Here is a 26380-nt window from a genome sequence, read left to right on the forward strand (position 1 = left end):
ATTTTCAAACTAAAAAACAAGCCGCTTTTAAGAGACTTGTCATTATTTCTAAATACCTAATAATCCTTTTAATTGTTCTGAACTTTTCTCACTAAGCTTGACGTCACCGTATTCAAGCACATGTAACCGTAGTGTCTTGGCATGAGTAACCAATACGTCCACTCGTACCCCGTCTAACATAAATGAATAATCTGGTGGTCTAATAATACTAGTTTCACCTTGTTGCCAGTTCACTTGTTGGAGGAATACTGCTACTTCATCAGGGTTTTGCAGTTTTAGCTTGGTTGTCACGGTAGGATCTATGACTGCCATACTTTGCTGCAAGCCATAGCGTTCGACCTTGCTAGTATCTTCAGACATCGAGCTCGATGATGAAACTTCAACATAATCACCCTTTTTTACTAATGCGCCATCTTCAATCGGATACCACGTTGCATTTTTGTATTTTTCGATGATTTTCGCTTTCGAAAGCCGTTCTAAATCTTCTGGAATAGCCCCTTCAACAAAGAAAAAAGCATTGCTATCTAATTCTACAACTGTCCCAACATAGGTCGAGCCATTTGGGATATTCGAATAGTATTTCAGACCAAGTTCTTCTTGAAAGGACTTCGCCTCTTCAGTAAAATGTGTATTAAAATAACGAATAGCATCTTGTTCAGCTATATCATGTACCATGGATTCTGGGAAGGTTGGATATTTTTCTTGATACCACCCATTAAGTTTCTTTTCAGCAACATACATCGGGAGTAATGGTTCGACATACTTTTCAAAATACGAATCTAAGCCTCGATTACCAAAAATCTCTTTAAATTTCGGGTCTTCCTGCAAATTTTGGAGCTCGTTGTAGCGTTTTTCCTTCTCTGCCTCTTGCTCTTTCATAGTACTATCAAAGCCAAGAGACTGTGCAAAATAATAGGATGCCAGTTGTTGTTCATAACGTCCATAGACAAACTCCTTAGGAGGATCTTGAGTAGCCCACATAATACGCTCTAAGTCTTCAAAATACTCTAGCTGTGTATGATTAAATAGCTGTGCTGATTGCTTCGTTCCACCATCAAGCAGCTGTATGGTGATAAAACCAACTATACATAATGTAACTACCGCACTCATCACGATAAAATGAATGGGCTTTTTGGGCTTAAGGTTACGTTGACCTTGAATACGCTCCTTGACACGTTCTTTACTTGTTGCCATATCGCCTGCCACTTTAAGTAACTCTTTTTTGACATTATTCATGTACCAACACCTCCCATTCCTCTTGTTTCAAATGTGGCTTTAATGCTTCACGAGCTCTTCTAAGCCTCGTTTTGACAGTGTTTTCAGGTATTTTAAGAACACTCGCTATTTCTGCAATTTTCATTTCTTCAAAATAATATAGTAGAATCGCCTCTCTAGACTGAAGTGGTAGCTTAAGAATCGCCGCACCAATCTGTGAACGCTCCTCTGCCTCAATAAGTGCGTCTCTATGCGATTTTGCACGCACTGGAAATAATTTTTCCTGCAATATGAATTTTTTATAATGCCAAGTTTTTAAGTAATCTTTACTTTTATTGATTGTTAGTGTTGTTAAATAAGCACGCAAAAGACCTCGTTCCTCATACTCTTGCGACGAAAACTTGATAAATACTTCCTGTACAATATCCTCTGCCATATGCCGATCTTTCACATAAAAATATGCTAGCCTCAATAAATGCTCCGCGTGATCATCAATGATTTTTTCAAGAATGCCGTTCACCTCCCCCTCCTATACTATTAACGATTGCCAAACTGTGACCGTTTCACAATAACTTACTTTTAAAAAACAATTTTCTCAACTTCAGAATTTCATTATAATTACCATAATTGGAATTTTCATCAATAACAAGTGCGTTTGTGAGTTTATTCGTTAATCTAGCCATTTTATCGAGCATTTTTGAGATTTATCCGTCTAACCAAAAAAAGGAATGCCGCAATTGTGCATTCCTTTAATCTATCTATTAAAATAATAAACTTAAAACAAAGTAAATAGAAGCTGCCATTACAGCTGAAATCGGCATTGTAATGACCCATGTTGTTACGATTTTACGTGCCATTCCCCATTTAACACCTTTCACACGGTGTGCTGTACCAACACCCATGATCGAAGATGAAATAACATGTGTTGTAGATACTGGTAAGTGGATTAATGTCGCCCCGAAGATAATAGAAGCAGAAGCTAAATCAGCTGCTACCCCGTTAACTGGGCGGATTTTCATAATCTTGCCACCAACTGTTTTGATGATTTTGTAACCACCAACTGATGTACCAATACCCATTGCAAGAGCCGCTGACAAACGTACCCAGAACGGAATATCATCACCTTGGTGTAAACCAGCTGCGATTAATGCCATTGTCATGATACCCATTGCTTTTTGTGCATCATTCGTACCATGTGTAAATGATTGCAATGCCGCTGTAAAAATTTGCGTTGTACGGAATCCTTTATTCGTTCGATATAAATTCAAATCTTTAAATATGACTTTAAAGATAGACATCATCAAGAATCCAGCTGCAAATGCTAATATTGGTGAGAATAGTAGTGCTTGGATAATTTTAATAAAGCCTGTATAGTTTAAAACGTCGAAGCCTGCTGCAGCTACCGCAGCACCCGCAATTGAACCGATTAATGTATGGGAAGAACTTGATGGAATTCCGAAGTACCAAGTTAATAAGTTCCACGTAATTGCCGAAAGTAAGGCTGCTAAAATTACAACTGAACCTGTTATATCCCCATCATACGAATTTAAGGCAAATGGGTCTACAATATCCTTTGTTAATGCTTTAGCTACCCCAACGAACGTAATCGCTCCGATGAAGTTCATAATTGCTGCCATATAAATGGCTGTACGCGGCTTTAGTGCACGTGTGGAAACAGACGTTGCAATCGCATTGGCCGTATCATGGAAACCATTGATAAAGTCAAACACGAGTGCGAAAATAACGACTAATATCGTTATGAGTAAAATCGTATTCATTTAGTGTACTCCATCTTATGCATTACGCATAATTATCGTTTCAATAGTATTTGCTACAGTTTGGCAGCAGTCTGCAATATCCTCAAATTGTTCATATATGTCTTTAAATACGATCAGACGCATTGGATCTTTTTCTTGAATGAATAATTGTTTCATCGATGAACGGAAAATTTCATCACATTCACGTTCGTAATCTTTAATTTGGATGGCATGTTTACGCATTTCGACAAGTTTCTTATTGTTTAATAATTCCATTGCTTGTACCATTTCATCCGTACTTTTTGCAATGTATGTTAAGAATTGACGCATCGGCTCAGTGACTTCTGTTAAGTTATACATATCAAAATGTGCGATGCAGCCTTCCATACCATCAATTACGTCATCTAATTTATTTGCTAATGCTAAAATATCCTCACGCTCGATTGGTGTCATGAAAGATTTATTCAGCATCACGATTAATTCGTGAATAAGTGTATCTCCATCCGTTTCATATCGTTTCATAGTAACAGCAATTTCTTTTAGCGCATCAATATCGTGAATACGTGCGTTATGTGCAAAGTAAATTCCTTCATTGATATTTTTCGCGATTTTCAGTAACGCACTAAAGAATGGATCTTGTTTATTTGAGTTGAACATGGTGTTCCTCCAGTTGAAATAAGTTATTGTCGATTTATGCAACAATCATAGCAAAGTCTTTACACAAATTTATAGAACTTTAGACATAAAAGACTTGAATTTACAATGCTGTAATATAAAAATCGTCACATTTACATTCCATCTATTTGTCATTTTCCAAAATGTTGTAATTTTGCTAGCAATAATACTGTTTTTGCTTTAATAATTAACACATTCTCTTTAATTTCGATAAAAATACTTGAAAAAAATTATTTCTTATTATTTTTTTCGGTGGGTGAAATATTAAGGAATTGTAAACTTCATTTTACATAATGCTCATATTGTATTGTTATTTAAAACGGTTCGCAGTACGCTAAATAAAAAGGATGCGAGGCGATACATATGAACATCGATTTACTTTCACTTGGAATATTATTATTTTTTGGATTTATCGCTTCCTTTTTGAATGCCATAGTAGGAGGTGGTGGCCTAATTTCATTGCCAGCGCTCATGGCTGTTGGCTTACCACCAAGCACCGCAATTGCAACCAATAAGTTAGCCAATACAATAAGTAATGGGACAAGTATGCTAACGTTTTTCCGAGCGGGAAAAGTGGATTTTAAAAAAATACGAAAAATTCTTCCGTTTATTTTCTTCGGCTCTTTAATTGGTGCTTATACGGTACATCTCGTATCACCAGCAATTTTAAAGCCTCTTATGTTAGTTATGCTTGTTCTCGTAGCAGGTTACACGATTTGGAAAAAGGACTGGGGCCAAGATACTGAGCAGAAAGTTCTGAATACTACCAAAAAAGTACTATTCTTAGTGGCATTTTCAGCGATTGGCTTTTACGATGGATTCTTTGGTCCTGGCACAGGCTCATTTTTCATCTTTGCCTTGTTAATGATGGGCAATGATTTTTTACAGGCTGCAGGCAATGCAAAGGCATTTAATTTTACGTCAAATTTAGCAGCACTTTTGATGTTCTTAGTTTTAGGTGAAGTCAATTTTCTTTATGGGCTGCCTATGGGCTTTATTATGATTTTCGGGGCAATTTTAGGCTCGAAATTTGCGTTAAAGCGTGATGCCACGGTGATGCGTTATATTTTCATTGCCGTTACATGTACTTTAATTGTAAAAAATGCATGGGATTATTTCGGCGCACATTAGGGATTAAAGGGAGGCAACTTTTTGCCTTCCTTCTATTTCTTTTAGTTAGGATCTATTAAACTTTATTGTTGATTTCAGTTCAATACAAAGCATATTGAAGATACTATTTAATTAATTGAGAACGAACTCTTTACATTAGGACCCTTATTTCTGATTGGATTTGGTAACACCTTTGAAATAATAAAATCCTAATGTCACAAAAACACCACCCACTATTCTAAACTTGACTGTTTTTAGAGTTTCATTATCGACAGTAATACTTAAGAATACTAACCCTAACAAAAAGATAATAATTGCACTAAATATATGTATTATTTTCATAATAAAACTCACACCCTTTTCTTTAGTTATTTGTTATCATTACAGATTATATTTCTACAGATATTTCCGATAACCTCGTTTTGCATTATGTTTCTCCAATGCTATTGACGTAATTATTTCACTTAGTGGATACAAACATCTTTCAACTCAAATGTTCGTATATTACGGTTACCTGTATCAAATGTAATCGTTCCTAAGAAATTGAACCACGCCAAATATAGAATACCCTGATGAGCTGTTGTTCTCTCAATATATAAAATAGTAACACTCAAACTCTATTTAATTTACACAATTTTCAGTCTATTGACATAGATTTTAAAGGTGCTATAATACTTTTAGACTTCAACGCATTGAAGCGCAAAAGTGTTTAGGAGGATCATCATGTTTCGTATTGCAGCTAAGAGCAACCCTCGATTTTTTGAGGCATGTATTATTACAATTTTAATCATTATAACAATGGGGATTAGTATCAGTGTTTTGAATGCCACACCCCATATTCCAATTATCCTTGTGATTTCTTTATTAATAGCTTACGGTCTTATAAAAAAAGTTTCATTTCGAGATCTTGAAGAAGGCATGATTGCTGGGGCAAGCGCTGGACTTGGCGCTGTTTTTATTTTCTTCTTCATCGGTATTTTAATATCTAGTTGGATGATGGGTGGTACGATTCCAACACTTGTTTACTTTGGTTTTTCAACTGTGTCTCCTAGCTTTTTCTTTGCCATTGTCTTTTTAGTGTGTAGCATCGTTGGTATTGCTGTCGGTAGCTCACTTACGACAGTTGCAACGGTTGGTGTTGCATTTATCGGCATTGCGAGTGCAATGGATATTTCATTAGCGATCACGGCTGGAGCCATCGTATCGGGTGCATTCTTCGGTGATAAAATGTCACCCCTTTCAGATACTACGAATCTCGCATCAACGACAGTTGGTGTTGATTTATTCGAACATATTAAAAACATGGGCTGGACAACAATTCCTGCTTTCGTGATTTCTTTTGTGTTATACGCCATTATCTCTCCAACGGGTACAGATGCTTCATTTGAAACTGTTGAACATTTTAAAGAAGGCTTACTTGCAACAGGGCTTGTACATTGGTATACATTACTGCCACTTGTGGTTCTTGTTATTATGACATTGTACAAAGCACCAGCGCTTATTACCCTGGCTGTCGTATCGATTGTTGGTGTCGGGCTTGCTTATGTGAATGAACCACTTGCCTTATCAAGCGTATTCGATATGTTATTTAACGGCTATAAATCAGAAACAGGCATTGCAGAAGTAGATGCACTTCTTACACGCGGTGGCATGAATAGTATGTTATTTACTATTGCATTAGTATTACTAGCCTTAACAATGGGCGGGCTATTATTCACTCTTGGCATTATTCAAAGCCTTTTATCCAAAGTGGAAAGTCTCTTCACTAGTGCTGGCTCTGTCATTACAGGGGCTGCTATCACTGGTATTGGTGTCAACACGCTGATTGGTGAACAATATTTATCAATTTTACTAACCGGTGAAGCCTTCAAAGCACAGTTTGCAAAAGTTGGACTTGCGCCGAAAAACTTATCACGTGTTATGGAAGATGCAGGAACAGTTATCAATCCACTTGTACCATGGAGTGTGTGTGGGATTTTCATCGCGAGTGTACTTGAAATTCCAACGACTTCCTACCTTCCCTTCACCTTCTTCTGTCTACTCGGACCGATTTTAACGATTGCATTTGGATGGTCTGGCAAAACATTAACAAAACTTGAGAAATAAACGAAATGCCTACATTTGGGAAGAACCCTATGTAGGCATTTTTAATATTTATCCTAACCAATTATTCACATAAGCAACCAGCCCAATAACCGCTCCTATTGAGGCTCCGAAAAATATAGAAATCATCATTTTCCCTTCCCCTAGATTCCTTTTGTTTTGTGTTTGGTTCATAATTAATTTCCTCCTAGATACTGCATAATCTATTTCATTTACGAATCACCTATAAAAAAGTTTCAAAATTCTAATTACTTATTAAGTTTAGAGAAAATTCCTTCGAACATATTCCAATTTGGAATCAAAACATGTACTTTTCAGCATTTTCGTTCTTTAGATCTCTTTGTTATGCTCATACAAAGGAGATGAAGGTATGATGAAAACAAAATGGAATGCTAGTTTATACGATCAAAAGCACGACTTTGTTTCAAAATTTGGAGAAAGTTTAATCGACATCCTTGCCCCACAGAAAAATGAAAAGATTTTAGATGTAGGCTGTGGCACTGGAGATTTGGCTCATGAAATCGCGTCCAGCGGTGCCATAGTGCATGGAACTGATGCCTCACAGGATATGATACTTACTGCACAGCAAAAATATCCCAAGATTGAGTTCAATGAACAGGATGCAACTGCTATGCATTTTACCAATGAATTTGATGCTGTCTTTTCAAATGCAGCACTACACTGGATGAAGCAACCAGACATTGTCATCCCCAACATATACAATGCTTTAAAATCCAATGGCCGCTTTGTCGCAGAAATGGGTGGCAAAGGCAATATTGCTTCTATTGTAGGGGCACTACAACAAAGTATGGCTACATTAAATTATCCGTATATCGAAGACTATTTCCCATGGTATTTTCCAACTGTTGAAGAATATCAAACACTATTAGAAAATGCTGGTTTCACTGTAGAAACGATTTATTTATATGAACGTCCAACACCGCTTCAAGGCGAAGATGGCTTAAAAAATTGGCTAAAAATGTTTAGTCATAATATATTGCAGCATTTATCCGATGTTGAGAAAGAACAAATCTACTCAAAATGTGAAGAGCTATTAAAGCCAACCTATTATAACGGTGATGAATGGATTGCTGATTATTGTCGTTTACGATTTGTCGCTTATAAATAAGAAGAAGGACTGTGTTTTAACAATGCTTGTTAAAATACAGCCCTTTCTTTTTTCTATTTGTCCTCTACCAATCAGTTTGTCATCCTATTGCCCCTTCAGATAATCAAAATGAAAAGCTAATAGATCCATAAGCAGATTAACATTTATTTTTTGTTGAATTCTACAATGTATAGATTACTTGACCTAATTTAGTCCACTAATACTTGTCTTTTTTTGTTATAGCAAAGCTACGTCCTCTGCCATGAATTTTTACATAAAAAGACTATTTAGGGTTATTTTATATTACAAACTCGTAAGCAATATATAATAATTAAGGTGTGAAAAATAGAGCTATCAACATGACAGCTCTATTATCCATATATATCTAATTTATATAAGCTATTTAAGCCTTTTGTTAAAATTAAGATGTTGCTTTTTTCTTGAATACGTTTGTTCTAATCCATGGAAGTACCCAACGGTCTCCACCAAAGCGTCCTGCATTTGCACCCGCAACAAGAATGATAAATTGAATTAAAATAAAGGATGGGTTTGTCGAAACAGTACCGCCAAAGAAAAACATGAAGTTCATTAATAACCCGAAGAATGCCGCGGCAGTAGTTAATGTACCAAAAATTAGACCTAAGCCGATTAATAACTCACCCCATGGAACTAGTACATTAAAGAGATCTGCATTAGGTAGAGCGAAATGTTCAATAAAGTAATTGTAAACCGGATAAATAGCTTCACCGTCAGCTCCCTTTACTGGATTAGCTACAATGTTTGCTAGATAACCAGATGAATCGAATCCTCCAGTAATTTTGCCAATAGCAACAGTAACCCACTGATATCCGATATATAATCTTAAAAATAAAAGCAAATATGAAGCATACACATTTGTACGTAACCAATTCATCATACAAAAAATCCTCCTTATTTTTAATTATTAATATCTAGAAATTAAGATGTTGCAAGATGTATTATACTGTACTATTACAGCGAAAATAATATCGAAATACTATTCGACAATTTTTATACACATCAATATGACATTTTTTTAAACATTTTTTTATCTCGTTGAAAATCATTTCTTTTCTCACCTTTCGGCAAAAAATATACGAAAAAATGATGCTTAGGTCTTTTCGAAACTGTATTTTAGATACCATTACTACTACCAGTAATTGAAATAATTTCATTACTTATCAAATTTTATATTATTTCAGAAAAACAAAAATCGAGTATGCATGGGTAGCTCACACCACCGTACTCATAAATCTGTATACGGTAGTTCACTTAAGGTAATTGGCCAGTATTCTATACGAACTAACATACTTTTGGGCCACGGCTTTTCCAATAAGGCTTTTTGAGTTCTCCCTCTAGTATTGACTTTCAGTTCTTCTCTAATCCCTGTTGCAAGTATTTACACAATCGAAGGCTTTCCAATTTGGAATGCCCAATCAATTAAAATTCCATCTCACCCGGATACCCTCACTCTTGGCCAGCCTCAACTTCTTTCTTCGCAGTTCGAGACATGCATCAAAAAAAGGACTGTGTTTTAGTTTAAACACAGCCCTTCCTTTTTAAGGAATCCAAATATTTCACAAACTTCTCTTCTAGTTAACCTACAAATGTTGCATATTTAGTTGCCCATCCTGCACTGTATATCTGAAGTACTTTATCCATATTTGTTTCCTTTAATTCACGTATCATCCAACCACCCCTATCTTTTGGTTCGCAACAACTACCTTCTCCCCTACTACACAAGCTTGTTTCTGGTAAACTTAATTCTACACGTTTTGCACTTTCTATATACCCTGAGAAAAAGATCGTAATAGAGCGTACTTGTTCATAACTCACTTCCATCGCCATAAAAATCCAAAGAGTTAAATAGAAATTTAAAAATGATTACTGTTTTGTTATGGCTGTTTTCGAAAAGATTGTTGTTCTTCAACGTGGCAGGTTAATGGAATAAGAAATATATCCTTTTAATATAGGGGTCTCGTCAGATTTATGCGGATTTACAACTATAAGACTTCAATTTCTATACATGATCTTTTTCATCTAAGACGATGGTGCAACATTACTTCAAACGCTTCAAAACCCTTGCTATGACTGACTTTTAACAAAAGCGCATAAAACAACGCATGAACAATGTTCATACAAAAAGGCACGAAACGTCGATTTAAACCATCATTTGTGGCTTTTTGATGTGCGCCAAAACTTCCATTTGAGAACGTTATTTCAACTGGAAGTGTATAAATATTCTTCTTTTTCAAAGAATCTATTACCCACCGTTATTAGAGTCTATAAGTTTTCTTGTCTTAAAGTCGTAAATTTTATAACCTATTTCCCACATATGGTCTCTAGTCACTGTAATCTCACAGTAATAAGGGGTTGCTTTTCCATAAGCTTCAAGTTCAGGCGTCTCAATAAACGAAAATTGTTCCCCTGTATCAATCATATTAAATGACCAATCAGTGTAACGACCATCTTTAGTTATTTCTATCGTACATTGTCCATTAATAACCTCAAAGTCTTTCGTAACTACAGATTTTAAACTGGGTATGGTTATCCATAAAATTAGGGCTCCCATTAGAAAGGCACCGAGCATTTTAATTGTCAGTCCAAACTCCACTTTTCTTTTTACATACATTACAATTAAAAATATCAATGCAACTATAATAAATAATACACCTATACCTAATCCTACATAATAAACTAAAATAATAATCCCCATCCTGCAATAATTAATTACTATGCTTACGCTAATTCAATTATAAAAATTTTCAAAAATATTATTACACCCTTACCAAAATCGTAGTTGGAACGTTTATTAGATTTATTTTATGTGCTTTATAAATTTTTACTGCACTAAAGCATCCATTTGTTGAACAAAACAATTTTAAGTTTAACTTTTTGTTATTAGTAAAAACGTAGCCAAAGCGTAGTTTGAAAAGATTTCCTCGTAGAGTCACCAAAGTTTGATTTGGAAACGTTTATTAGGTTTATTTTGTATACTTTATAAATCCCTGTTTCACTAAAGCCCTCGTTAGTTTAAGTGTAACATTTCACATTTTGTACTAATGAAATTAGGCCAAAATCATTCTCATCCTATCGGCTAATACAAATGATATTACTAACTATTTTGTATTAGTTTATTACAGAACTTCCATTCAACACTAAGTGTATCTGTATTTCTCACCTCACCATCAGAGGTGATCACAACTTCACCTTCCTTTATGAATTCATATAGAAATACATTACCCAGAATTTTTTCACTTACTATTACCCCAGAATCGTTTATTCTACAAATGGATACAGGTCCTCCAGTTTGGGAATTCCGGAGAATGATCAGCCACTCATCTTCTTTGACATCCCTACTTAAATTATGAAGAATATGCCTTTCAGGACAGTTATATTGCCATACAATTTGACCCTCAAAGTCGTAACAAGCAATTTTTTTATATGTGTTAACTACAAATTGTTCATCTAGGAATTCAACTCTTACAGGATTGATTCTATCCTTAAACAGAACTTTATTATTAGTAACATCAATAAGTTGATCTTGAGAATCTTTTACAACTAATCTTTTTGAACCTTCGTTGTCTGTAAAAATCCTTCTAACGCCTCTTATCTGCTCCTTAGTAGAACCATCGCTTAAATTTAATACCGTATAAGGACCTTGGTCACGTCCCAAACCGATAACTATTTCATCATTTATTATTAATCTATTAACAAATTGTACTTTTGTAAGATCTTTGCGATGCCATAATTTTTCTCCAGTTAATCCATCGTAAGCAGCAACACCTTTACGGTAGTACGCCGCCGTAACTACAATTGGGCTAGGGAAAGGGATTAACACCATTCTTTGCTCACCACAATCTAAAATAGTATCAAATTCTGACAGTTTCTTTTTGGAAGCCAATGACCAAAGTGTAACTTTCTTTTCGAATTCAGCTGTAACGAATAGATCCGAGCCTTCCACTGGAACATTAATATGTCTAATTTTATACATTTTCTCACCACAAGTTTATAAAATAGCTTATTACGCTTCTTGTTTATATAAGCCTTACTGAAAATTGTACTATCTTTGTATAAGGAAGAAAAATGAAAAAATTAACAAAATGCTATCAGTTATATATAGATATAATCTTCAAACAATTTGCTGCGTTAGTTCAATAAGAAAAAGGCTTTACCTATTCTTGAAGTAAAGCACCCGGTAGTAAAAATTATTTGTTAATTAACGTAAAATCTTCGCTCTTTACATTCCATTCAACTTTTATTACTAATTCATCTTTTCCACTTGTAGATGGACTATTTGAAATCGGTAAATCTTTTTGATATATGGCTTCTTTATTTAAAGAAACATTATTCGCACTAAAATCAATTACTCCGCTATTTTTTGTTTCAACATAGTAACTAAAAGCTTCAATATCCTGTATGCTTTGCCCTTTGTAGTTTATCTGCATTTGATATGTTTCGTATCCGTCAATCTGATTGACAGTTACTTTGGAGGACCAATTTCCACCCTCTCCAACAAACATTAGGTCATTCTCATTTGCTAGGCATGCAAACAATAATAGGACTACCAAAAATATAGTTACTAAAATTAATTTTTTGACAGAATTCACACCCCTCTATCAATTAGTTTTATCATAATTTCTCTAATATCTTTATTCAACTAAACTGCGACGTTCGTATTATAAGGTCAGCCAGAGAAATCTGGTTAGTTGAATAAAAAAATGCACCCAAACCGAGATTTCGGAACCTTTATTAGGTTTATTTTGTATACTTTATAAATCCTTGTTTCACTAAAGCATCTGTTAGGGAAGTAAGGAATAATTTAATGAAATTACAATGAATTTTTCCTATAATGATTTTTTAGTAACGAATTCAAATAAATAGTGAGGAAACCAAATAAACCAAGTAATATTTGTATTAAGCTAAATACAAAAAATGCTGATGTTGGTAAGTACCATTCTCCCAACAAAATAGTTGGTATAACAGTGCAAAAGAAAAATAAAGCTCCCATAGTGAAGGTCATTGTAAATATTTTTTTATCTTTCTTTATAAATCCGTAAGTTGAAGCAATGCCATTTCCGATCCCAAAAACAATCATTCCAAATAAAGCTAAGCCCGCCCAATTATTAAATGGCAATACGCCTAGCCACTCTGGCGGAAATGTATCGAAAACTCCTCTTTCTAAAAACATTGATACGCCCAAATAAAAAGCACCTAAAGACAATAATAAATTATAAGAACTTAAAATATTTTTTAGTAGCATTTTTCCTCCTATATCCCTTTATTTCTGTTTTAAATAAACTGCTCCGTTTGACCGATAACGACTTTAGTAAAAATCATTAATACGTACAGTAAAAAGAAAACACTAATATCTTTTGACCTATCAGCGCAACGGCTCAGAGCAAAAGATGAACACTCCCTTTCACAATACCTCATTGTGTAATCTGACTTATTTCACAAGAAAAGGTTGCGTTTCCTAATTGTTGAACACACGTTAAACAATATACTTTCCAAAGTGAGGTTCGGGAACTTTTTATACTTAACGCTGTAAACACGCATAAATCTGACCGGACCCCTACAATAACATAAAAGATACATTTGGACAGATGACTTTATTGAGCTAACGATGCAGCATTCCTGTAAAGAAGCATATTAATTATGTGAAATCAACAAAGTTTGTGAAGGAATATACTTAAACTAATGGGTGCGTTTGTTCAATTAGAGCTATCGCTTCTCGTGCTAGCAGCGCAGTTTAGTAGAACAAGAAAGAAACCTTTTTGATAAATATAGTCAATTATAGAAAAGGTCGGAAGAGGTGGAGTGATTGTGTTAAGAAGATATTTGAGCATTATTTCATTGTTATTATTTTCTTTGTTTATTATTTTTGCTTTTATTTCACCAATTGTAGTGAACGGAACCTCGGAAATTGGGGACATTGTGGTCATTTCTTTAATAATAGCTTCATTTTTAACTGCATTTTTTAGCCAAAAGGGGAAGTTAAGAATTTTTGCTTTAATTGTTTCTTCAATTCCAGTGCTATTTCTATTAGGATTAATTTTACTTCCAATATTATATTTTTTAGATCTATAATCGGGTGCGTTCTTGTACTTCAACGAACGGAGCGCTTTAGTTTAATAAGATAGACAACCAGAAGCCACTTCTGTATATGAAAATATGCTTATTTCATGCTTGCAATTATGATAATTGCACAACAAAAAAGACCTGCTAGACATTGAGCAAGCCTTATCCAAAAACATCTGTCAAAATGTATAAAGCAATAAACCGAGTTAGACACCAACTACAATGTTTCAGGTAAAGAATATTTATACATTTCTATTGCGTTCTCCTGACTTTTTAGGGTCTCCAATGTCTTTTCATTAGGTTTTATAAAAATTGTCTGATAATCTTTTTCATTCATCTCTTCGTTCACATAAAAAGCTAATTTTTCTTCTTCTAAAGAAAATTCTGCTTGAACGCCAGGTTTGTTTCCTCTCGCATCTAAACGAATCCATTTACGTATGGATTCAATATAAATCCCATTAAAAGCATGTAGTGAATAACCTTTTTCTGGTGTATCAAAAATCATTAATCTTTGATAACAAAAACCACATGGAATACCAACCCCTCTTAGCAAAGCTGCTAATAAATTGGACTTAGCATAACAAATACCGGTCTTCTTCTCTAACACTTCTGAGGCAGTTCTTGTCACAATGTCACTTTGGATATCCCATGAATGGGGAATCTGATCTCGCACAAATTTAAAAGCTATTTCTACCTTTTGAATATCCGTATAATCATTTTCAAAGAGTTCTGCTATCTTATGTTGAATAATCGGATGTGAAAAATTCACTTCATCTGTTTCTAACAGATAATCAGCTATACTTTTTGATTCTATAACGAATTGCATTGAATTGACCTCCATTCGAAATGATTAAAATACCAAACTTAAATATTACATACAGCTGTTTTATTATTACTATAAATATTTTTGCACACTTCTAAAAACGCTTCTCCATCTGCCGTCATGTATTTCGCTAGGAAGTATGTATTGGACACAATATGCTGAAATTCTTTTACTGAACAGCTAAAGAGCAGTTGTTGTTGACGGTCCGTATCAATCACACTCTTTGGCAAAAATGCTATACCAAGCCCCTGCTTTACAAAGTTTTTAATAACCTCTGTTTGGTTAAGATGCATGCTTTTATAGCTTGGAAATTGTTGAAGAATCTGCTGTACCTCCTGCCAATACGGGGCATATTCATGTGTTAATATCGTCTCTTGCTGTAATAATGTCATGACCTCAGTATTCATTTTTGACATCGGCACTATTAGCTGAAGTGGCTCCTGTGCAAGAATGTCTGTCTGTAGATCACGTGTTGATGTCAATTTCGATAAGCCGATATCTACTTGCCCTGCATATACGGCTTCACCGATTTCATTGGATTTTAGCAATTCAATCGATAGTTGAATCGTTGGCTTTTTGTGTTGGAATGTCTCGATAATCGCTGGCAATGTGGAATTAGCAATTTGTGGTGCTACGCCAATTGTTAATTTCGAGGTAAATCCATTTACAAAAGATGCGGTGCTGTTTAATGCTTCATCGATGGTTTCTACAATTTTTTCCGCTTGTATTAAGAAATGCGCACCGACACTATTGAGTTTCACTTGCTTATTAGTGCGCTCGAACAACGTCGTCTGTAATTCTTTTTCAAGATGCTGAATATGCTTCGTCACTGTCGATTGCATCATAAAGTATTTTTCTGCCGTCTCACGAAAGTTCTCTGTTTTTGCTGCGATGATGAAGGTCCTTAACCACTCTGTTTCCATTTGGATACCTCTTCTAGTTTTCATCTATTATAACGAAGTTTTCTAGCAGGCTGAAACCTTTTATATTATGATACGTATATATAACCATCTGAAAATTACAGGAGGAATTTAACATGTCCCTTTTTAACAAGGTTCTGGCAAGTGTTGGTATTGGTGCAGCAAATGTCGATACAAAATTAGAGAAATCTACGTACACTGCGGGAGAGATTATGCGCGGTGAAATTGAGGTGCGTGGTGGAAATGTCGCTCAACAAATTGATACGATTTATCTAACGGTTTACACAACATTTATCCGTGAAGCGAACGATAAAAAATATACGGATAAGGCTGCTGTAAACAAGGTGAAAGTATCGGAGCCATTTTCAATTGAAGCAGGCGAAAACAAAGTGCTTTCGTTCTCATTATCTCTACCATTGGATACACCAATTACAGCTGGAAAAACGAAAGTTTGGGTGCAAACAGAGTTGGATATTAAAAATGCAGTAGACCCAGAAGATAAAGATTTTATCGAAGTGAAGCCATCAAAGTTGGCAGCTAGCGTATTAGATGCAGTCAAAGGCCTCGGCTTCCGCTTACGTCAAGCAGAGTGTGAACAGGCATCCGGGCGTTTCCGTGGACACTATCCGTTTATGCAGGAATTTGAGTTTGCGCCGACAGGTAACTATCGTAGCCATTTAGATGAGCTTGAAGTTGTCTTTCTTTCACAGTCTGAGCAATCAGTGGAGCTGTTAATGCAAATTGACCGCAAAGTAAAAGGCTTAGGCAGCTTGTTCGCAGAAGCTTTGGATATGGATGAAAGCTTTGTGCGTACAACAATCACTACACAAGACTTACCGAATTTACAAGCAAAGTTACAGCAGATTATTTCAAAGCATCTTTAACAATTAAAACAAACAGGGTGTCCCAGAAGAATTTCTGAGACACCCTTTGTTTATGATAGCTTTGCAAGATATCATACAGAATCAGTCCTTTATCGTGCACTTTTAGCACCCTATCTTGCAGAAAACTGATTCTATCATGCATACCCCCATGCAAAATCCAAATTCCCCCTACTACGCAGTGACATCTCGTTTCATAAATGACATATAACTAATGACTGTGAAAATAACTGCGTAGATTGCAAGTACCGTTAATGAAAATGGCATAGTAATCCCCTCCACTAAGAGATTTCCCGTTTCATACTGTTTTAAATTCGAATGTGTAATCCAAATGTATTTGACAATTTCATATTTACTTAAAAGCGACACAATCATCTGGCCCATGAATGATAAAAACATTGTTAAGCCGATTGCAAGTGAACTTGAGCGGAATACAGAGCCAATGAAAAAGGCAAACAACGTAGACATCACAAAGTCTCCACATGCTAGTAAATAGGAATACGCTAAATCACCCCATACTGCCTTTTCTACAATTTTACCATCTACCATTTCTAACTCCGCATTAGTTGTTGCATCAAATAGTACAAATCCTGTAAGTGCGCTCACACCAATGTTCACAATGAGTAATAACACGCCAAATAAAAAGACTGTTATTAATTTCGATGTTAAAACTTTCGCACGAGAAATTGGACGCGTCAGCAACATTTTAATGGTTCCTGTTGAAAATTCACTCGATACAATACTCGCTGCCAAAATCACTGTAAATAGTGTCACTAACATGATCCAGTTACTTGCAAAAGACATAAAGTCTTCTACAGTTGTTTCTAATTGAATCGGCACATTATTGGCTAAACGATATTCAAAAATAGCAATTTTCTCTTCGAATGATTTGATATCCGCTTCCGAAAGTTCTTCACTCGCAAGAATATCCTTATAAAAATTCATTTGCTGTTGCACCACTTCTTGCCACGTAGTATTTTCTGCATTCTTTGTTTCTTGATATTTCATCATCCCGCCAGGAACAATAATGAATAGTACTAGGAAGATAAGCATCATCCAAGTACCATTCTTATGCCACAATTTCATCCACTCATTTTGAATTAGCTTCAGCAATTTGTCCACCTCCCGTCATTTCTAAGAATTGATCTTCTAACGTTTTTTGATGTGGTTGTACTGCAAATAGTTGAATATTATCCTGCACGAGCTGAGAGATTAATGCTGGGATATTTTCTTTATTCACTTCGACAACAACGCCATTATTTTCAACTGTAAAGCTGTAGTCTAAATTTTGTAAATGTGTTGCTACGTCTTCACTTGGCGTTGCTTCGATATAATAAAGTGAGGTAGTTTCATTATGTATGTCTCGGATGTCGATTAATTGTCCATTTTGAATGACAGCTACTCGGTCGCACATGAGCTCAATTTCAGATAACATATGGCTAGAAACGAAAACTGATACGCCCTCTTCATCAGCAATTTTTCGTAAATACATACGAAACTCACGAATCCCAGCAGGGTCAAGTCCATTTGTCGGCTCATCTAATATTAAAAACTTCGGGCGATGCAAAAGTGCTTGTGCTAACCCAAGGCGTTGACGCATTCCGAGTGAATATGTTGATACTTTTTCATGAATACGTTTTTCTAATCCAACTTGCTGTACAACTTCATCAATACGCTCTTTTGGCACATTTTTATGCATGCGTGCAAAATGCAGTAAATTTTTATAGCCTGACAAATACTTATACATTTCAGGATTTTCAACGATTACCCCAACCTTACTAATCGCCTCCTCATAATGCTCTTTTAAAGACTGCCCATCAATGATGACTTTACCTTCTGTTGGATACATCAATCCGGTCATCATACGAATCGTCGTCGTTTTCCCTGCCCCATTTGGTCCTAAAAATCCCGTGATTTGCCCAGGGTATAAATCTAAATTCAACTGCTGTATTAGTTGCTTCCCACGAATCGTTTTCGATAAATTTTGAAGTTGGACAATTGGTTGTATATTCATTTATTTCACCCTTTCTTTGTAATACGCTTTCATCCACTGGACGGCATCTTGCTTGTTTATATCTCGGACATTTTCCATATCTTCTTGTGCAACAATTGAACCATTTTTCAATAGAATAATCTGATCTAATATCGGTTCAACTTCATATAACTCGTGTGTCGATAATACGATAGTTTGTGTTTCAATATCTGTAAATTGAATAAGCCCCTTTATTAGCGATTCACGTACCATAGGGTCAAGCCCCGAAAATGGTTCGTCCATTATATAGTAAGGAACCTCACGGCCAAGCGTCGCCGCCATTTTCATGCGTCCGCGATTCCCTTTTGATAGATGCCTCAGCTTGGCTTGCTTATCAACTTGCAAATAGGCTGCAATTGTACTGGCTTTTTCATAAGAGAAGTCTGTAAATTGTGAGGCATAGTGCTGAAAGAGTTGCTCCCCCGTATAAAAATCAAAAAATAAATCTGTATCTGGCAAGTATGCAATGGTATCGGCACTTCGGCGAGTGACTTGCTTCCCGTTTAACAGTACTTCCCCACTCCTCGGACTTAATAGCCCTACCATCGTCTTTAATAATGTCGATTTCCCACTACCATTTTCTCCGACAAGCCCAATGATTTGCCCAATCGGAAATGAAAATGAAACATCTTGTAAAATATGCTTTTTATAGTAATGAAAAGAAACATTAGATAACTGCAACAATTTGATCACCTCACGATTTCTTTTGTAAAACGACAAGCATTTCTTCTTTTGAAAACCCAAGTGCTTCAATCGATGTTAAAAAATTTTGTGCTAATTGATTTTTCATCTCTTCTCGTAGTGCGGTTATGCGTGCTTCACTCGTTGTAATAAATGTCCCTTGACCGCGTTTCGTTTCCGTTATATTCATCGCTTCAAGCTCCTTATACACACGTTGTACTGTATTCACATTCACACCCGTCTCTACCGCGTACTCACGAACTGATGGAAGTCGGTCCCCCAGTAACAACTTGTCTTTTAAAATATCCCCACAAATACGATCGACGAGCTGACTATAAATTGGCTTATCACGTGAAAAATCTAATGTCATCGTAAAATCACCTTCTCAAGCCACTTTGTTCCCACCTTGTAAAGCAGAAAGTAGCCTATTACAAAAGCTAGCCCTTCTACAACATAGAAGGATCCCATAATGATGAAGTATGATGAACCATTCGACTGCGGTAGAAACTTAGATAGTACCTCTGTAGAAATTTCTCCGTGATAAAAAATGTTCTCATAAACCTTACTTTCGTTAAATTCAGTCCATAATTTCATAATAAGAATAAAGCTGCCTATAGAAATGATGAAAGCAAATCGCCCAAAACGTTTTTTCAAATAGACATTAAGAGCAAAAAATAATAAGACAATCAGAATCAACATGCATTGCATAATAAATAAAGTTGCAACGGTCATAAAGTGCAGAAATGATAGCTGCAGAAAAGATGACTCATCGAAGTCTTGTGATGGAAAAAGACCAATGACTGAAAAAATAGTAATAAAAACCGTGCTACTAGTAAGTGTAAAAACGAATTTCACCCCAACTAACTGAGCAATTGAACTCGTTGAATGGAGCCATATCTCTTTCGTCTTTAAGCCATTATGAAGACTTGCTAGAAATTGAATGACTACAAAAAAAGTACCCAGCACCAAAACCCAGCTTGTAAAGAGTAAGCGAGGATCGGTTATATCAATCCGCTGATCTAAAAAATACTCACCACAATAAATAAAAATCAACCCAACAACTATTGCCACCAACCACCATGATCGATAAAGCACCCATTCCTTTCTCAATAAACCTATAAATTTTTTCAATGTTACCACCTCATGTAATAGTGTACTAGTTAGATAGTACACTATTACATTTAATTTGGCAATAATTAGCGTTTATTATATTATTAGTTAATGAATCTAAAATAAGGTTCAAAAAAACAAAGGCTAGCGCACCATTCACGGCAAAAAAAGGGTTCTACCCACTTGAGTAGACTTCTTAGTTAGCTGTTTTTTCATTTATTAAATTACAGATTGCATTGTCGGATAATCTGTAATTTAATTGCTCCCACATCGTTCTCCAGACACCGCAAACCATTAGACAAGTGCTGAATTGTCTGCCTATGATTCTATCGAGCCAAACATTTGATATTAGTGACTGTAGAGTGATTTGTTTGTTTTTACTTTAATTTATCGTAAGCTTTTGGTTAATTCATTGTGGTTATCTAAAAATATCAATCAATATCTAGTGGATCTGCAGCTTTAAACAGAGTTGGTGCTACAACATTCTATAGCGTCAACTCTGTTTTTTTGTTTCTCTGTAAAACGAGTTATACAAAATCAATGTAAAACGAACTTCTTCATCTGATTTTAAGCTTCTGCTAAATCTCCTATTCAATAGATTTCATCTTATAGGAGATTTAGCAATTTTACGTCGCCCGAATAGATTACCCGCATCATTCATTTTAAAAATTTCTTCAGTGCATCTATCTGCTGCGTTGCTTGCTCATACCCCATCTCATAATTGGAGCGCATTCGTGCTTTATCCTTTTCAAAGCTGTTTAACGCTGCTGACGGACGAAAAATAAATGCCTTCCCTTCCGCTTCAAGTTTTTCGCAATATTCAAGTGAGGCATTATAATGATCTGCTCGCTTTTCCATGCTTTTCACTAAATTAGGATAACGTTTTGAGAGTAGTTTCATCGCCCACTTGCTTTGTCTATCCATCTCTTTACGGTAGCCTTTCGGGCGTGTTAACACGAGCACATGCTTCTCAAATCCTTTTTCAATTCCATGCTGAATTGGAATGGGCTCTGCTAATCCCCCGTCAAAATAGGGTGTATCGTTTAATTTGATTTCAGGAAATAACACTGGGATGGCACACGTCGCACGTAACATCATACACTCTCTATCCATTTCTTGTGCATTCATATATTCTACTTGCCCAGTTGTTGCATTGGTCACACCAAACAACAACGTCCCCTCATACTTTTGATAGGTATCCCAATCAAAAATATCCAACTGATTTGGAATTACATTATAGGCAAAATCGAGCCCAAACAAACTCTTTTCCTTAAGGAAATTTTTAACCCCCATATAACGCTTATCATGACGATAATCCACCAAGACACGTAACGAGCGCTCCTTTTGCTGTGATACATACGAGCAAGCATTAATGGCACCTGCCGAAATCGCCACAACATATGGCATCATAATGTCCTGCTCTAAAAAAGCATCTAGTACACCTGACGTAAACAGCGTGCGAAACGTCCCTCCCTCTAAGATTAGACTTGTATTTTCTACATTCACCTGAAGCATACCATCACTCTTTCACTTTATATTCCATTTATATTTTACAGGAATAGTTGTTTATTTTCTTGATTAATACGAACCTTTTATCCACTACTAGCGTTCAAACCTCAAATGGGATGTGGAAATGTTTAACTATTATTATCATTTGAAATACAGAGCACTGTATCTAGATTTATGGATTTTTTGTCGTTGGTTTGGTGCTTGTGCTATTTAGCAGCATCCATCCTTTAAGCAATACATGGCCTATGCATTAAGAGCTTTTGATAACCCAAGTTGCGCTATGCTTGGGTTATCACCTATTTTTGTGTGGCTACTAGTGTGATAATCGCTTTTTTTATCTTCATTGTTAGCTATATATTTGAACTTTTCTTTAAAATGACGTCTATTTCTATCGCAATTAAAAAATGGGTTTGGTTTTTGTTAGTAATAAACTTTACCTAAACGATATTTATTTCCATGACACATATAGCGAACTTATACTATTAAGGATTCTTCACCAAGATGCTACCCTACTTAATCTGGTTGGTTTATGGCATATTGACTTTAAGGTATTTTAGAAATAAACTGCTTGATATTCAGCTAAGTGGCAAGGAATCTTGAATCATGACGAATAAAAAAACACATTTGTATTTGATTATCATTTCTTTAATTATCTTTGTGTATGTATAGTTTGGTGAATTGTTTTTTAATCACGTTATTTTGAGTACTAACTCAACTGAGATTTTTTTCATTACGATAACAGCTATGTTTTATTTACATGCGTCATTACTTATCTCTACGCAAAGAAATTCAAAAAATCAAGGACAACAAGTCAAATGATTATAGCTTTAATTATTACAGGCGTACCTGTTGCTTCTTTAACATTCTTAAATATTCTAGCTTATTGGTAAGCGATTAAGTAAAGGTATTCTTATTGAAGATTCACCACTTGAAAATAAATTTATAATAGCAATATCGTTTAAAATTACAAAGCTTAAAAAGCGTATCCATCTTAACTGGACACGCTTTGATATTAGTCACCCCTTGAGAAATCTTCATTTAAGTTAATTGAGATGAAATTAGTTCGAAGTAGGAGGATTTAAATATTGAACAAATACATTCGTTCGTCAGTTTACATTATACTTTTGACAAATATTTTTATCATTTGTATAGCTCAAAGTTTCTATGCTTTGATGGAAGTAGACAAAAATCTTTTCTTCGTTCCTGTAGTTATTGTGTCTATTAATTTTATCCTTTGGTTAAGTAACTTTAGAATCAAATTCTATCAGCATTGGATTTTTGCTTACATCGGTTTCTTTTGTTCCATTTTCATTTTCTATTTTATTCATTATATTAATATAGATATATCAGAGTGGAATGATTTCCCCCCTGGTGAAGCATATTGGGATTTATTTTTATTCGTCTTCATTACCTCAGTATTTCAGCTAATTGTTTTATTAACTCTAAACCTTTTTACATATTTATTTTATAAAGGAGCTTCCTATCTATTTAAAAGAAAATTAGGGAGTGGCAAATAAACATTTTCCTATCATTCTATTCTCTTTCAAAAATCCAATCTACTAAAGCCAAACTTTCCAATTCTTGCAGTTGCTCATCTGTAAAATAATGTTCTATTCCTTGGAATCTTTTATTCATGTGATCTATCATTATTAAAAGCCAATCTAATTCATGTAAAATCAATAATGTAGGTGCGCCTAAATCAAGAAGACGTCTTGAGCGTCTATAGCTTTGTTCAAGCTGACACCAAGTATTTAGTTCTTTGTCATATTCAGGGTTTTCTTCATGAAGAGTAATCCTACATAAATAGATGTTTTTCTTAATAGAATCCATGATTGTTGCTTTTTCTACGGATTGGGATTCTTGTTCTATCCATTTGTATAATTGATTTGTTTGAGTTTCTAATTCTAAAAGATTTGTTTTTGATCTTTCTTTTAATAGTTCAGTATTTTCATCCCTAATTTCAAATAATACTTCAGCCAGTACTTCGAGATTATGTCTTTCTACTAATTTTTCGCAATACATTTCCGGTAAGTTACTAAATCCAACTTCTAATCCTTTTAAACCTCCTGCAATTGCAGCAACTGTATCACTGTCATGGCCCATATTTGTAGCACCTATGACAACTTCTTCGAATGTTTCACAGTTCATAAGCCAAAATAATACCCACTTCAAAGTATGAACGACATAGCCATCCGGCGCGCAGTCAGGTTCTTCATCGAAGTTGGAATCATACCTAGTATCTTTTATTTCAGCTTTAATAGCAGATTGTAGGTATTCCCCTTCTAGAAGCCGTCGAGCAATGCGATTGTAAATAACACACGCCTCGGATGCCAAGTCGTCATAATGCGTTATTTTTGATTGAAGAACGCTTATCTCATCTATCTTTGTTTTGTCTGAGTATGCTAAAACAACTGGCAAACACCTCATGAGGCTGCCATTCCCTGCACTTCTACCATCCAATTTATAATGCGTTTCTGCTGCTGCTTTAAACCAATCACCCTCATAGTTTTCAAAAACCGTTCGGGTCGTAATACCGATATCTTTCGGATTTGTTTTCTCCCAATATAAAAATTGCTTCCCTATTTCCTCTATAGGGTTATTTGAGTTAGCCATGATTCCTTTAAGAACAGCTATCATTATGGCAGTATCGTCGGTCGTTTCACCTGGTTTTAACGCCCAAATGCCTCCTCCAATAATCTCAGTAACCCTTCCATATTTCTCTTGGATTTCTTCCTTTGTCATAAATTCAGTTGTCCCGCCTAATGCATCCCCTATAGCAACTCCAAAAAGCCCACCTTTAATTTTATCGAGCAATAGCAGACCTCCATTCTTCTAGTATAGGTATTTAAAGCCTACCTACCATTAAATTCGTTCTCAGCATTCAGATATAAGATACTGGCATCTTCTATTCTCTTTAAATGTCCAATAAGTCCTTAATTTCATCATTCTATAATAGTATTTAGGATAGTAGCTTGATAAAAACAATATCATTCATTTAATTCTCTAATATATGCATTTCAAATTTTTTAATCACCACTTTTTTCTATCAACAAGAGATCAAACAATTTTAACTAAAAGTATTGTATCCATCATATTAGTCTATGCTAAAATCACTTTAGCAAAATACGTTATTTTATATTAAATACATTCAAAGTAATCACACAAATAAGCAAGTAATTAATTCCGTTTAAGAATGAATTCGATACTCCAATGGAAAGACATCTGTTTTTTAATTTATCTCTCGGATTCTCAATCAATAGATTACATCCATGCTAGGCGCACATAAAAAGCGTCTCCACTTTAATTGGACACGCTTTGGCAATTTTTATTTACAGGTTTGCTTTTACCATTCTTATTTCCTTGATAAAACCAATAATTGTTCTGGATAATAGACTAATCCACAGTATCGTACCTAACACTAGTAAGACACGTGATAACCCACGTAAAGACCATTCAAAAAAAGCCTCTGGTATTGTAAATAAATTCATATACAAGTTGAATCCCATTAGTAATACAATATAAACACCAATACATAAGGTAGAACCGAAGATACAGGAGCTTATCACAGCACCAACAAAAGTAGCTAGAGCAAAAATACAGCGCGAAATCATCGCCCTTATCTAACTAAAACGCTGGCTATCATCAAGAAGTTCTGCGAATGAAGCTATGTTTAATCTCTAATTTTCATCAACACTTAAACCTACTTAACCTTTTATAACCCCGATAAAGGTTTTTTTCGTGTTAAACTATTATTTATTGAAAAATAATTTGAAAATTGCGAAAAAAGGGTGGTTATTTGAACGAACTATATACGAAATATGCGAAATACGTTTCGTTAATATGTCTGATTATCGGACTGATTTATGCGGGCATTCCAGACGTTGTTAAATCTGTATTCATTTATGAGTATGGTGTATTTTTTGGAATAGCTTATCTACTTTTTATCCTTCGAGACTTTTTTAATCCTAGTAAGAAAATAGTGGCTGCATTAACGATAGCGAATATCATTAGTGCCTTTATCTTATTCATCACAGCAGTTTACTTTAAAGATGTGTTTTCAACCATTTTTTCCGCAACAATGTGTATTGGAATCAGTTTCGCCTTCTATTTAGAAAGTAAGAAAGACCATAAAAACAAGCAAAAGGCTTAATACCTTCTGCTTGTTTTTATTGTTATTAATTATTTACGGAACGAATATTTATTTCGAATCTCCGTAGTAGAGGAGTTACCATTAGCACTATTATAAATCCAATATTGCGTATTTGTAATGATATACGATACTTTCTCATCTGCACATGCCTGTGTAACTCGTGCCAATTGAGCAGCATCTGGGTCTTTGATAAACATTGCAATTAGT

General features: G+C 35.1%; 30 protein-coding genes. 6 read left to right on the forward strand and 24 right to left on the reverse strand.

The window, feature by feature from the left end; genetic code table 11:
• Positions 1 to 48: 48 nt before the first annotated feature.
• The 4 genes from AEA09_RS09095 to AEA09_RS09110 all read right to left on the reverse strand — a co-directional run bounded on the left by AEA09_RS09095 (position 49) and on the right by AEA09_RS09110 (position 3629).
• Positions 49 to 1236, reverse strand: a complete 1188-nt coding sequence (locus AEA09_RS09095; protein WP_053583530.1) for a hypothetical protein — start codon at positions 1234 to 1236, stop codon at positions 49 to 51.
• Positions 1229 to 1735, reverse strand: a complete 507-nt coding sequence (locus tag AEA09_RS09100; RefSeq protein WP_053583531.1) for a sigma-70 family RNA polymerase sigma factor — start codon at positions 1733 to 1735, stop codon at positions 1229 to 1231. The genes AEA09_RS09095 and AEA09_RS09100 overlap by 8 nt, the downstream gene beginning before the upstream one ends.
• A 241-nt stretch (positions 1736 to 1976) precedes the next feature.
• A complete protein-coding gene (locus AEA09_RS09105; RefSeq protein ID WP_053583532.1) occupies positions 1977 to 2993 on the reverse strand; it encodes an inorganic phosphate transporter in 1017 nt (338 codons plus the stop codon).
• A gap of 15 nt (positions 2994 to 3008) precedes the next feature.
• Positions 3009 to 3629, reverse strand: coding sequence for a DUF47 domain-containing protein (locus AEA09_RS09110; protein ID WP_053583533.1), 621 nt, complete (start codon positions 3627 to 3629; stop codon positions 3009 to 3011).
• Between the two features lie 381 nt (positions 3630 to 4010).
• Here AEA09_RS09110 and AEA09_RS09115 point away from each other — a divergent pair, with 381 nt between their 5' ends.
• The gene (locus AEA09_RS09115; protein WP_053583534.1) at positions 4011 to 4778 is read left to right on the forward strand and encodes a sulfite exporter TauE/SafE family protein; all 768 of its coding nucleotides are present in this window, start codon (positions 4011 to 4013) and stop codon (positions 4776 to 4778) included.
• 702 nt (positions 4779 to 5480) lie between these two features.
• Positions 5481 to 6863 carry a Na+/H+ antiporter NhaC gene (gene nhaC, locus AEA09_RS09120; protein ID WP_053583535.1) on the forward strand — a complete coding sequence of 461 codons (1383 nt, stop codon included), beginning with the start codon at positions 5481 to 5483 and terminating at the stop codon, positions 6861 to 6863.
• Positions 6864 to 6911: 48 nt separating this feature from the next.
• Here nhaC and AEA09_RS20460 read toward each other — a convergent pair whose 3' ends face one another.
• The gene (locus tag AEA09_RS20460; protein ID WP_281176710.1) at positions 6912 to 7034 is read right to left on the reverse strand and encodes a hypothetical protein; all 123 of its coding nucleotides are present in this window, start codon (positions 7032 to 7034) and stop codon (positions 6912 to 6914) included.
• A gap of 196 nt (positions 7035 to 7230) precedes the next feature.
• On the opposite strand from AEA09_RS20460, the gene AEA09_RS09125 reads away from it, so the two are divergent.
• A complete protein-coding gene (locus AEA09_RS09125; RefSeq protein WP_053583536.1) occupies positions 7231 to 7989 on the forward strand; it encodes a class I SAM-dependent methyltransferase in 759 nt (252 codons plus the stop codon).
• A gap of 400 nt (positions 7990 to 8389) precedes the next feature.
• On the opposite strand, the gene AEA09_RS09130 is transcribed toward AEA09_RS09125, so the two are convergent.
• The 10 genes from AEA09_RS09130 to AEA09_RS09175 form a co-directional block, all read right to left on the reverse strand.
• The gene (locus tag AEA09_RS09130; RefSeq protein ID WP_211263240.1) at positions 8390 to 8884 is read right to left on the reverse strand and encodes a DoxX family protein; all 495 of its coding nucleotides are present in this window, start codon (positions 8882 to 8884) and stop codon (positions 8390 to 8392) included.
• 698 nt (positions 8885 to 9582) lie between these two features.
• Entirely contained in the window at positions 9583 to 9828 is a 246-nt protein-coding gene (locus AEA09_RS09135) for a hypothetical protein (RefSeq protein WP_053583537.1), read from the reverse strand.
• A 194-nt stretch (positions 9829 to 10022) separates the two neighbouring features.
• Positions 10023 to 10241, reverse strand: a complete 219-nt coding sequence (locus tag AEA09_RS09140; RefSeq protein WP_053583538.1) for a hypothetical protein — start codon at positions 10239 to 10241, stop codon at positions 10023 to 10025.
• An 8-nt stretch (positions 10242 to 10249) separates the two neighbouring features.
• On the reverse strand, positions 10250 to 10702 hold the full coding sequence (locus tag AEA09_RS09145; protein ID WP_053583539.1) for a hypothetical protein: 453 nt from the start codon (positions 10700 to 10702) through the stop codon (positions 10250 to 10252).
• A 399-nt stretch (positions 10703 to 11101) separates the two neighbouring features.
• Entirely contained in the window at positions 11102 to 11980 is an 879-nt protein-coding gene (locus tag AEA09_RS09150) for a PQQ-binding-like beta-propeller repeat protein (protein WP_053583540.1), read from the reverse strand.
• A 214-nt stretch (positions 11981 to 12194) separates the two neighbouring features.
• Positions 12195 to 12596, reverse strand: coding sequence for a hypothetical protein (locus AEA09_RS09155; RefSeq protein ID WP_156312111.1), 402 nt, complete (start codon positions 12594 to 12596; stop codon positions 12195 to 12197).
• A 221-nt stretch (positions 12597 to 12817) separates the two neighbouring features.
• Complete coding sequence (locus tag AEA09_RS09160; RefSeq protein ID WP_053583542.1) at positions 12818 to 13249, reverse strand: hypothetical protein; 432 nt, start codon at positions 13247 to 13249, stop codon at positions 12818 to 12820.
• A gap of 451 nt (positions 13250 to 13700) precedes the next feature.
• Complete coding sequence (locus AEA09_RS09165) at positions 13701 to 14099, reverse strand: hypothetical protein (RefSeq protein WP_053583543.1); 399 nt, start codon at positions 14097 to 14099, stop codon at positions 13701 to 13703.
• Between the two features lie 185 nt (positions 14100 to 14284).
• Complete coding sequence (locus AEA09_RS09170) at positions 14285 to 14893, reverse strand: transglutaminase-like domain-containing protein (RefSeq protein ID WP_053583544.1); 609 nt, start codon at positions 14891 to 14893, stop codon at positions 14285 to 14287.
• A gap of 38 nt (positions 14894 to 14931) precedes the next feature.
• Positions 14932 to 15813, reverse strand: coding sequence for a LysR family transcriptional regulator (locus AEA09_RS09175; RefSeq protein WP_053583545.1), 882 nt, complete (start codon positions 15811 to 15813; stop codon positions 14932 to 14934).
• Positions 15814 to 15926: 113 nt separating this feature from the next.
• Here AEA09_RS09175 and AEA09_RS09180 point away from each other — a divergent pair, with 113 nt between their 5' ends.
• On the forward strand, positions 15927 to 16694 hold the full coding sequence (locus AEA09_RS09180) for a sporulation protein (protein WP_053583546.1): 768 nt from the start codon (positions 15927 to 15929) through the stop codon (positions 16692 to 16694).
• A gap of 171 nt (positions 16695 to 16865) precedes the next feature.
• Here the strand turns inward: AEA09_RS09180 and AEA09_RS09185 are convergent, their stop codons facing one another.
• The 6 genes from AEA09_RS09185 to AEA09_RS09210 form a co-directional block, all read right to left on the reverse strand.
• On the reverse strand, positions 16866 to 17804 hold the full coding sequence (locus tag AEA09_RS09185; protein ID WP_053583547.1) for an ABC transporter permease: 939 nt from the start codon (positions 17802 to 17804) through the stop codon (positions 16866 to 16868).
• Positions 17782 to 18705 carry an ABC transporter ATP-binding protein gene (locus AEA09_RS09190; RefSeq protein ID WP_053583548.1) on the reverse strand — a complete coding sequence of 308 codons (924 nt, stop codon included), beginning with the start codon at positions 18703 to 18705 and terminating at the stop codon, positions 17782 to 17784. The genes AEA09_RS09185 and AEA09_RS09190 overlap by 23 nt, the downstream gene beginning before the upstream one ends.
• On the reverse strand, positions 18706 to 19407 hold the full coding sequence (locus tag AEA09_RS09195) for an ATP-binding cassette domain-containing protein (RefSeq protein ID WP_053583549.1): 702 nt from the start codon (positions 19405 to 19407) through the stop codon (positions 18706 to 18708).
• Positions 19408 to 19417: 10 nt separating this feature from the next.
• The gene (locus AEA09_RS09200) at positions 19418 to 19774 is read right to left on the reverse strand and encodes a GntR family transcriptional regulator (RefSeq protein WP_053583550.1); all 357 of its coding nucleotides are present in this window, start codon (positions 19772 to 19774) and stop codon (positions 19418 to 19420) included.
• Positions 19771 to 20535, reverse strand: coding sequence for a hypothetical protein (locus AEA09_RS09205; RefSeq protein ID WP_053583551.1), 765 nt, complete (start codon positions 20533 to 20535; stop codon positions 19771 to 19773). The genes AEA09_RS09200 and AEA09_RS09205 overlap by 4 nt, the downstream gene beginning before the upstream one ends.
• A 636-nt stretch (positions 20536 to 21171) precedes the next feature.
• A complete protein-coding gene (locus tag AEA09_RS09210) occupies positions 21172 to 22029 on the reverse strand; it encodes a patatin-like phospholipase family protein (RefSeq protein ID WP_053583552.1) in 858 nt (285 codons plus the stop codon).
• Positions 22030 to 23108: 1079 nt separating this feature from the next.
• Between AEA09_RS09210 and AEA09_RS09215 the strand changes: the two genes are divergently transcribed.
• Positions 23109 to 23540, forward strand: coding sequence for a hypothetical protein (locus AEA09_RS09215; protein ID WP_053583553.1), 432 nt, complete (start codon positions 23109 to 23111; stop codon positions 23538 to 23540).
• Positions 23541 to 23556: 16 nt separating this feature from the next.
• Here the strand turns inward: AEA09_RS09215 and AEA09_RS09220 are convergent, their stop codons facing one another.
• Together AEA09_RS09220 and AEA09_RS19920 are read right to left on the reverse strand one after the other, a co-directional pair.
• Positions 23557 to 24837, reverse strand: a complete 1281-nt coding sequence (locus tag AEA09_RS09220; protein ID WP_211263241.1) for an ADP-ribosylglycohydrolase family protein — start codon at positions 24835 to 24837, stop codon at positions 23557 to 23559.
• 515 nt (positions 24838 to 25352) lie between these two features.
• The gene (locus AEA09_RS19920; RefSeq protein ID WP_156312113.1) at positions 25353 to 25511 is read right to left on the reverse strand and encodes a hypothetical protein; all 159 of its coding nucleotides are present in this window, start codon (positions 25509 to 25511) and stop codon (positions 25353 to 25355) included.
• Between the two features lie 308 nt (positions 25512 to 25819).
• Here AEA09_RS19920 and AEA09_RS09225 point away from each other — a divergent pair, with 308 nt between their 5' ends.
• Positions 25820 to 26173: a hypothetical protein gene (locus tag AEA09_RS09225; RefSeq protein WP_053583554.1), complete on the forward strand. Its 354-nt coding sequence runs from the start codon at positions 25820 to 25822 to the stop codon at positions 26171 to 26173.
• Positions 26174 to 26202: 29 nt separating this feature from the next.
• On the opposite strand, the gene AEA09_RS19925 is transcribed toward AEA09_RS09225, so the two are convergent.
• Positions 26203 to 26370, reverse strand: coding sequence for a hypothetical protein (locus AEA09_RS19925; RefSeq protein WP_156312115.1), 168 nt, complete (start codon positions 26368 to 26370; stop codon positions 26203 to 26205).
• Positions 26371 to 26380 lie beyond the last annotated feature (10 nt).

It is taken from the genome of Lysinibacillus contaminans (assembly GCF_001278945.1).
GTDB classification, from domain to species: domain Bacteria; phylum Bacillota; class Bacilli; order Bacillales_A; family Planococcaceae; genus Lysinibacillus; species Lysinibacillus contaminans.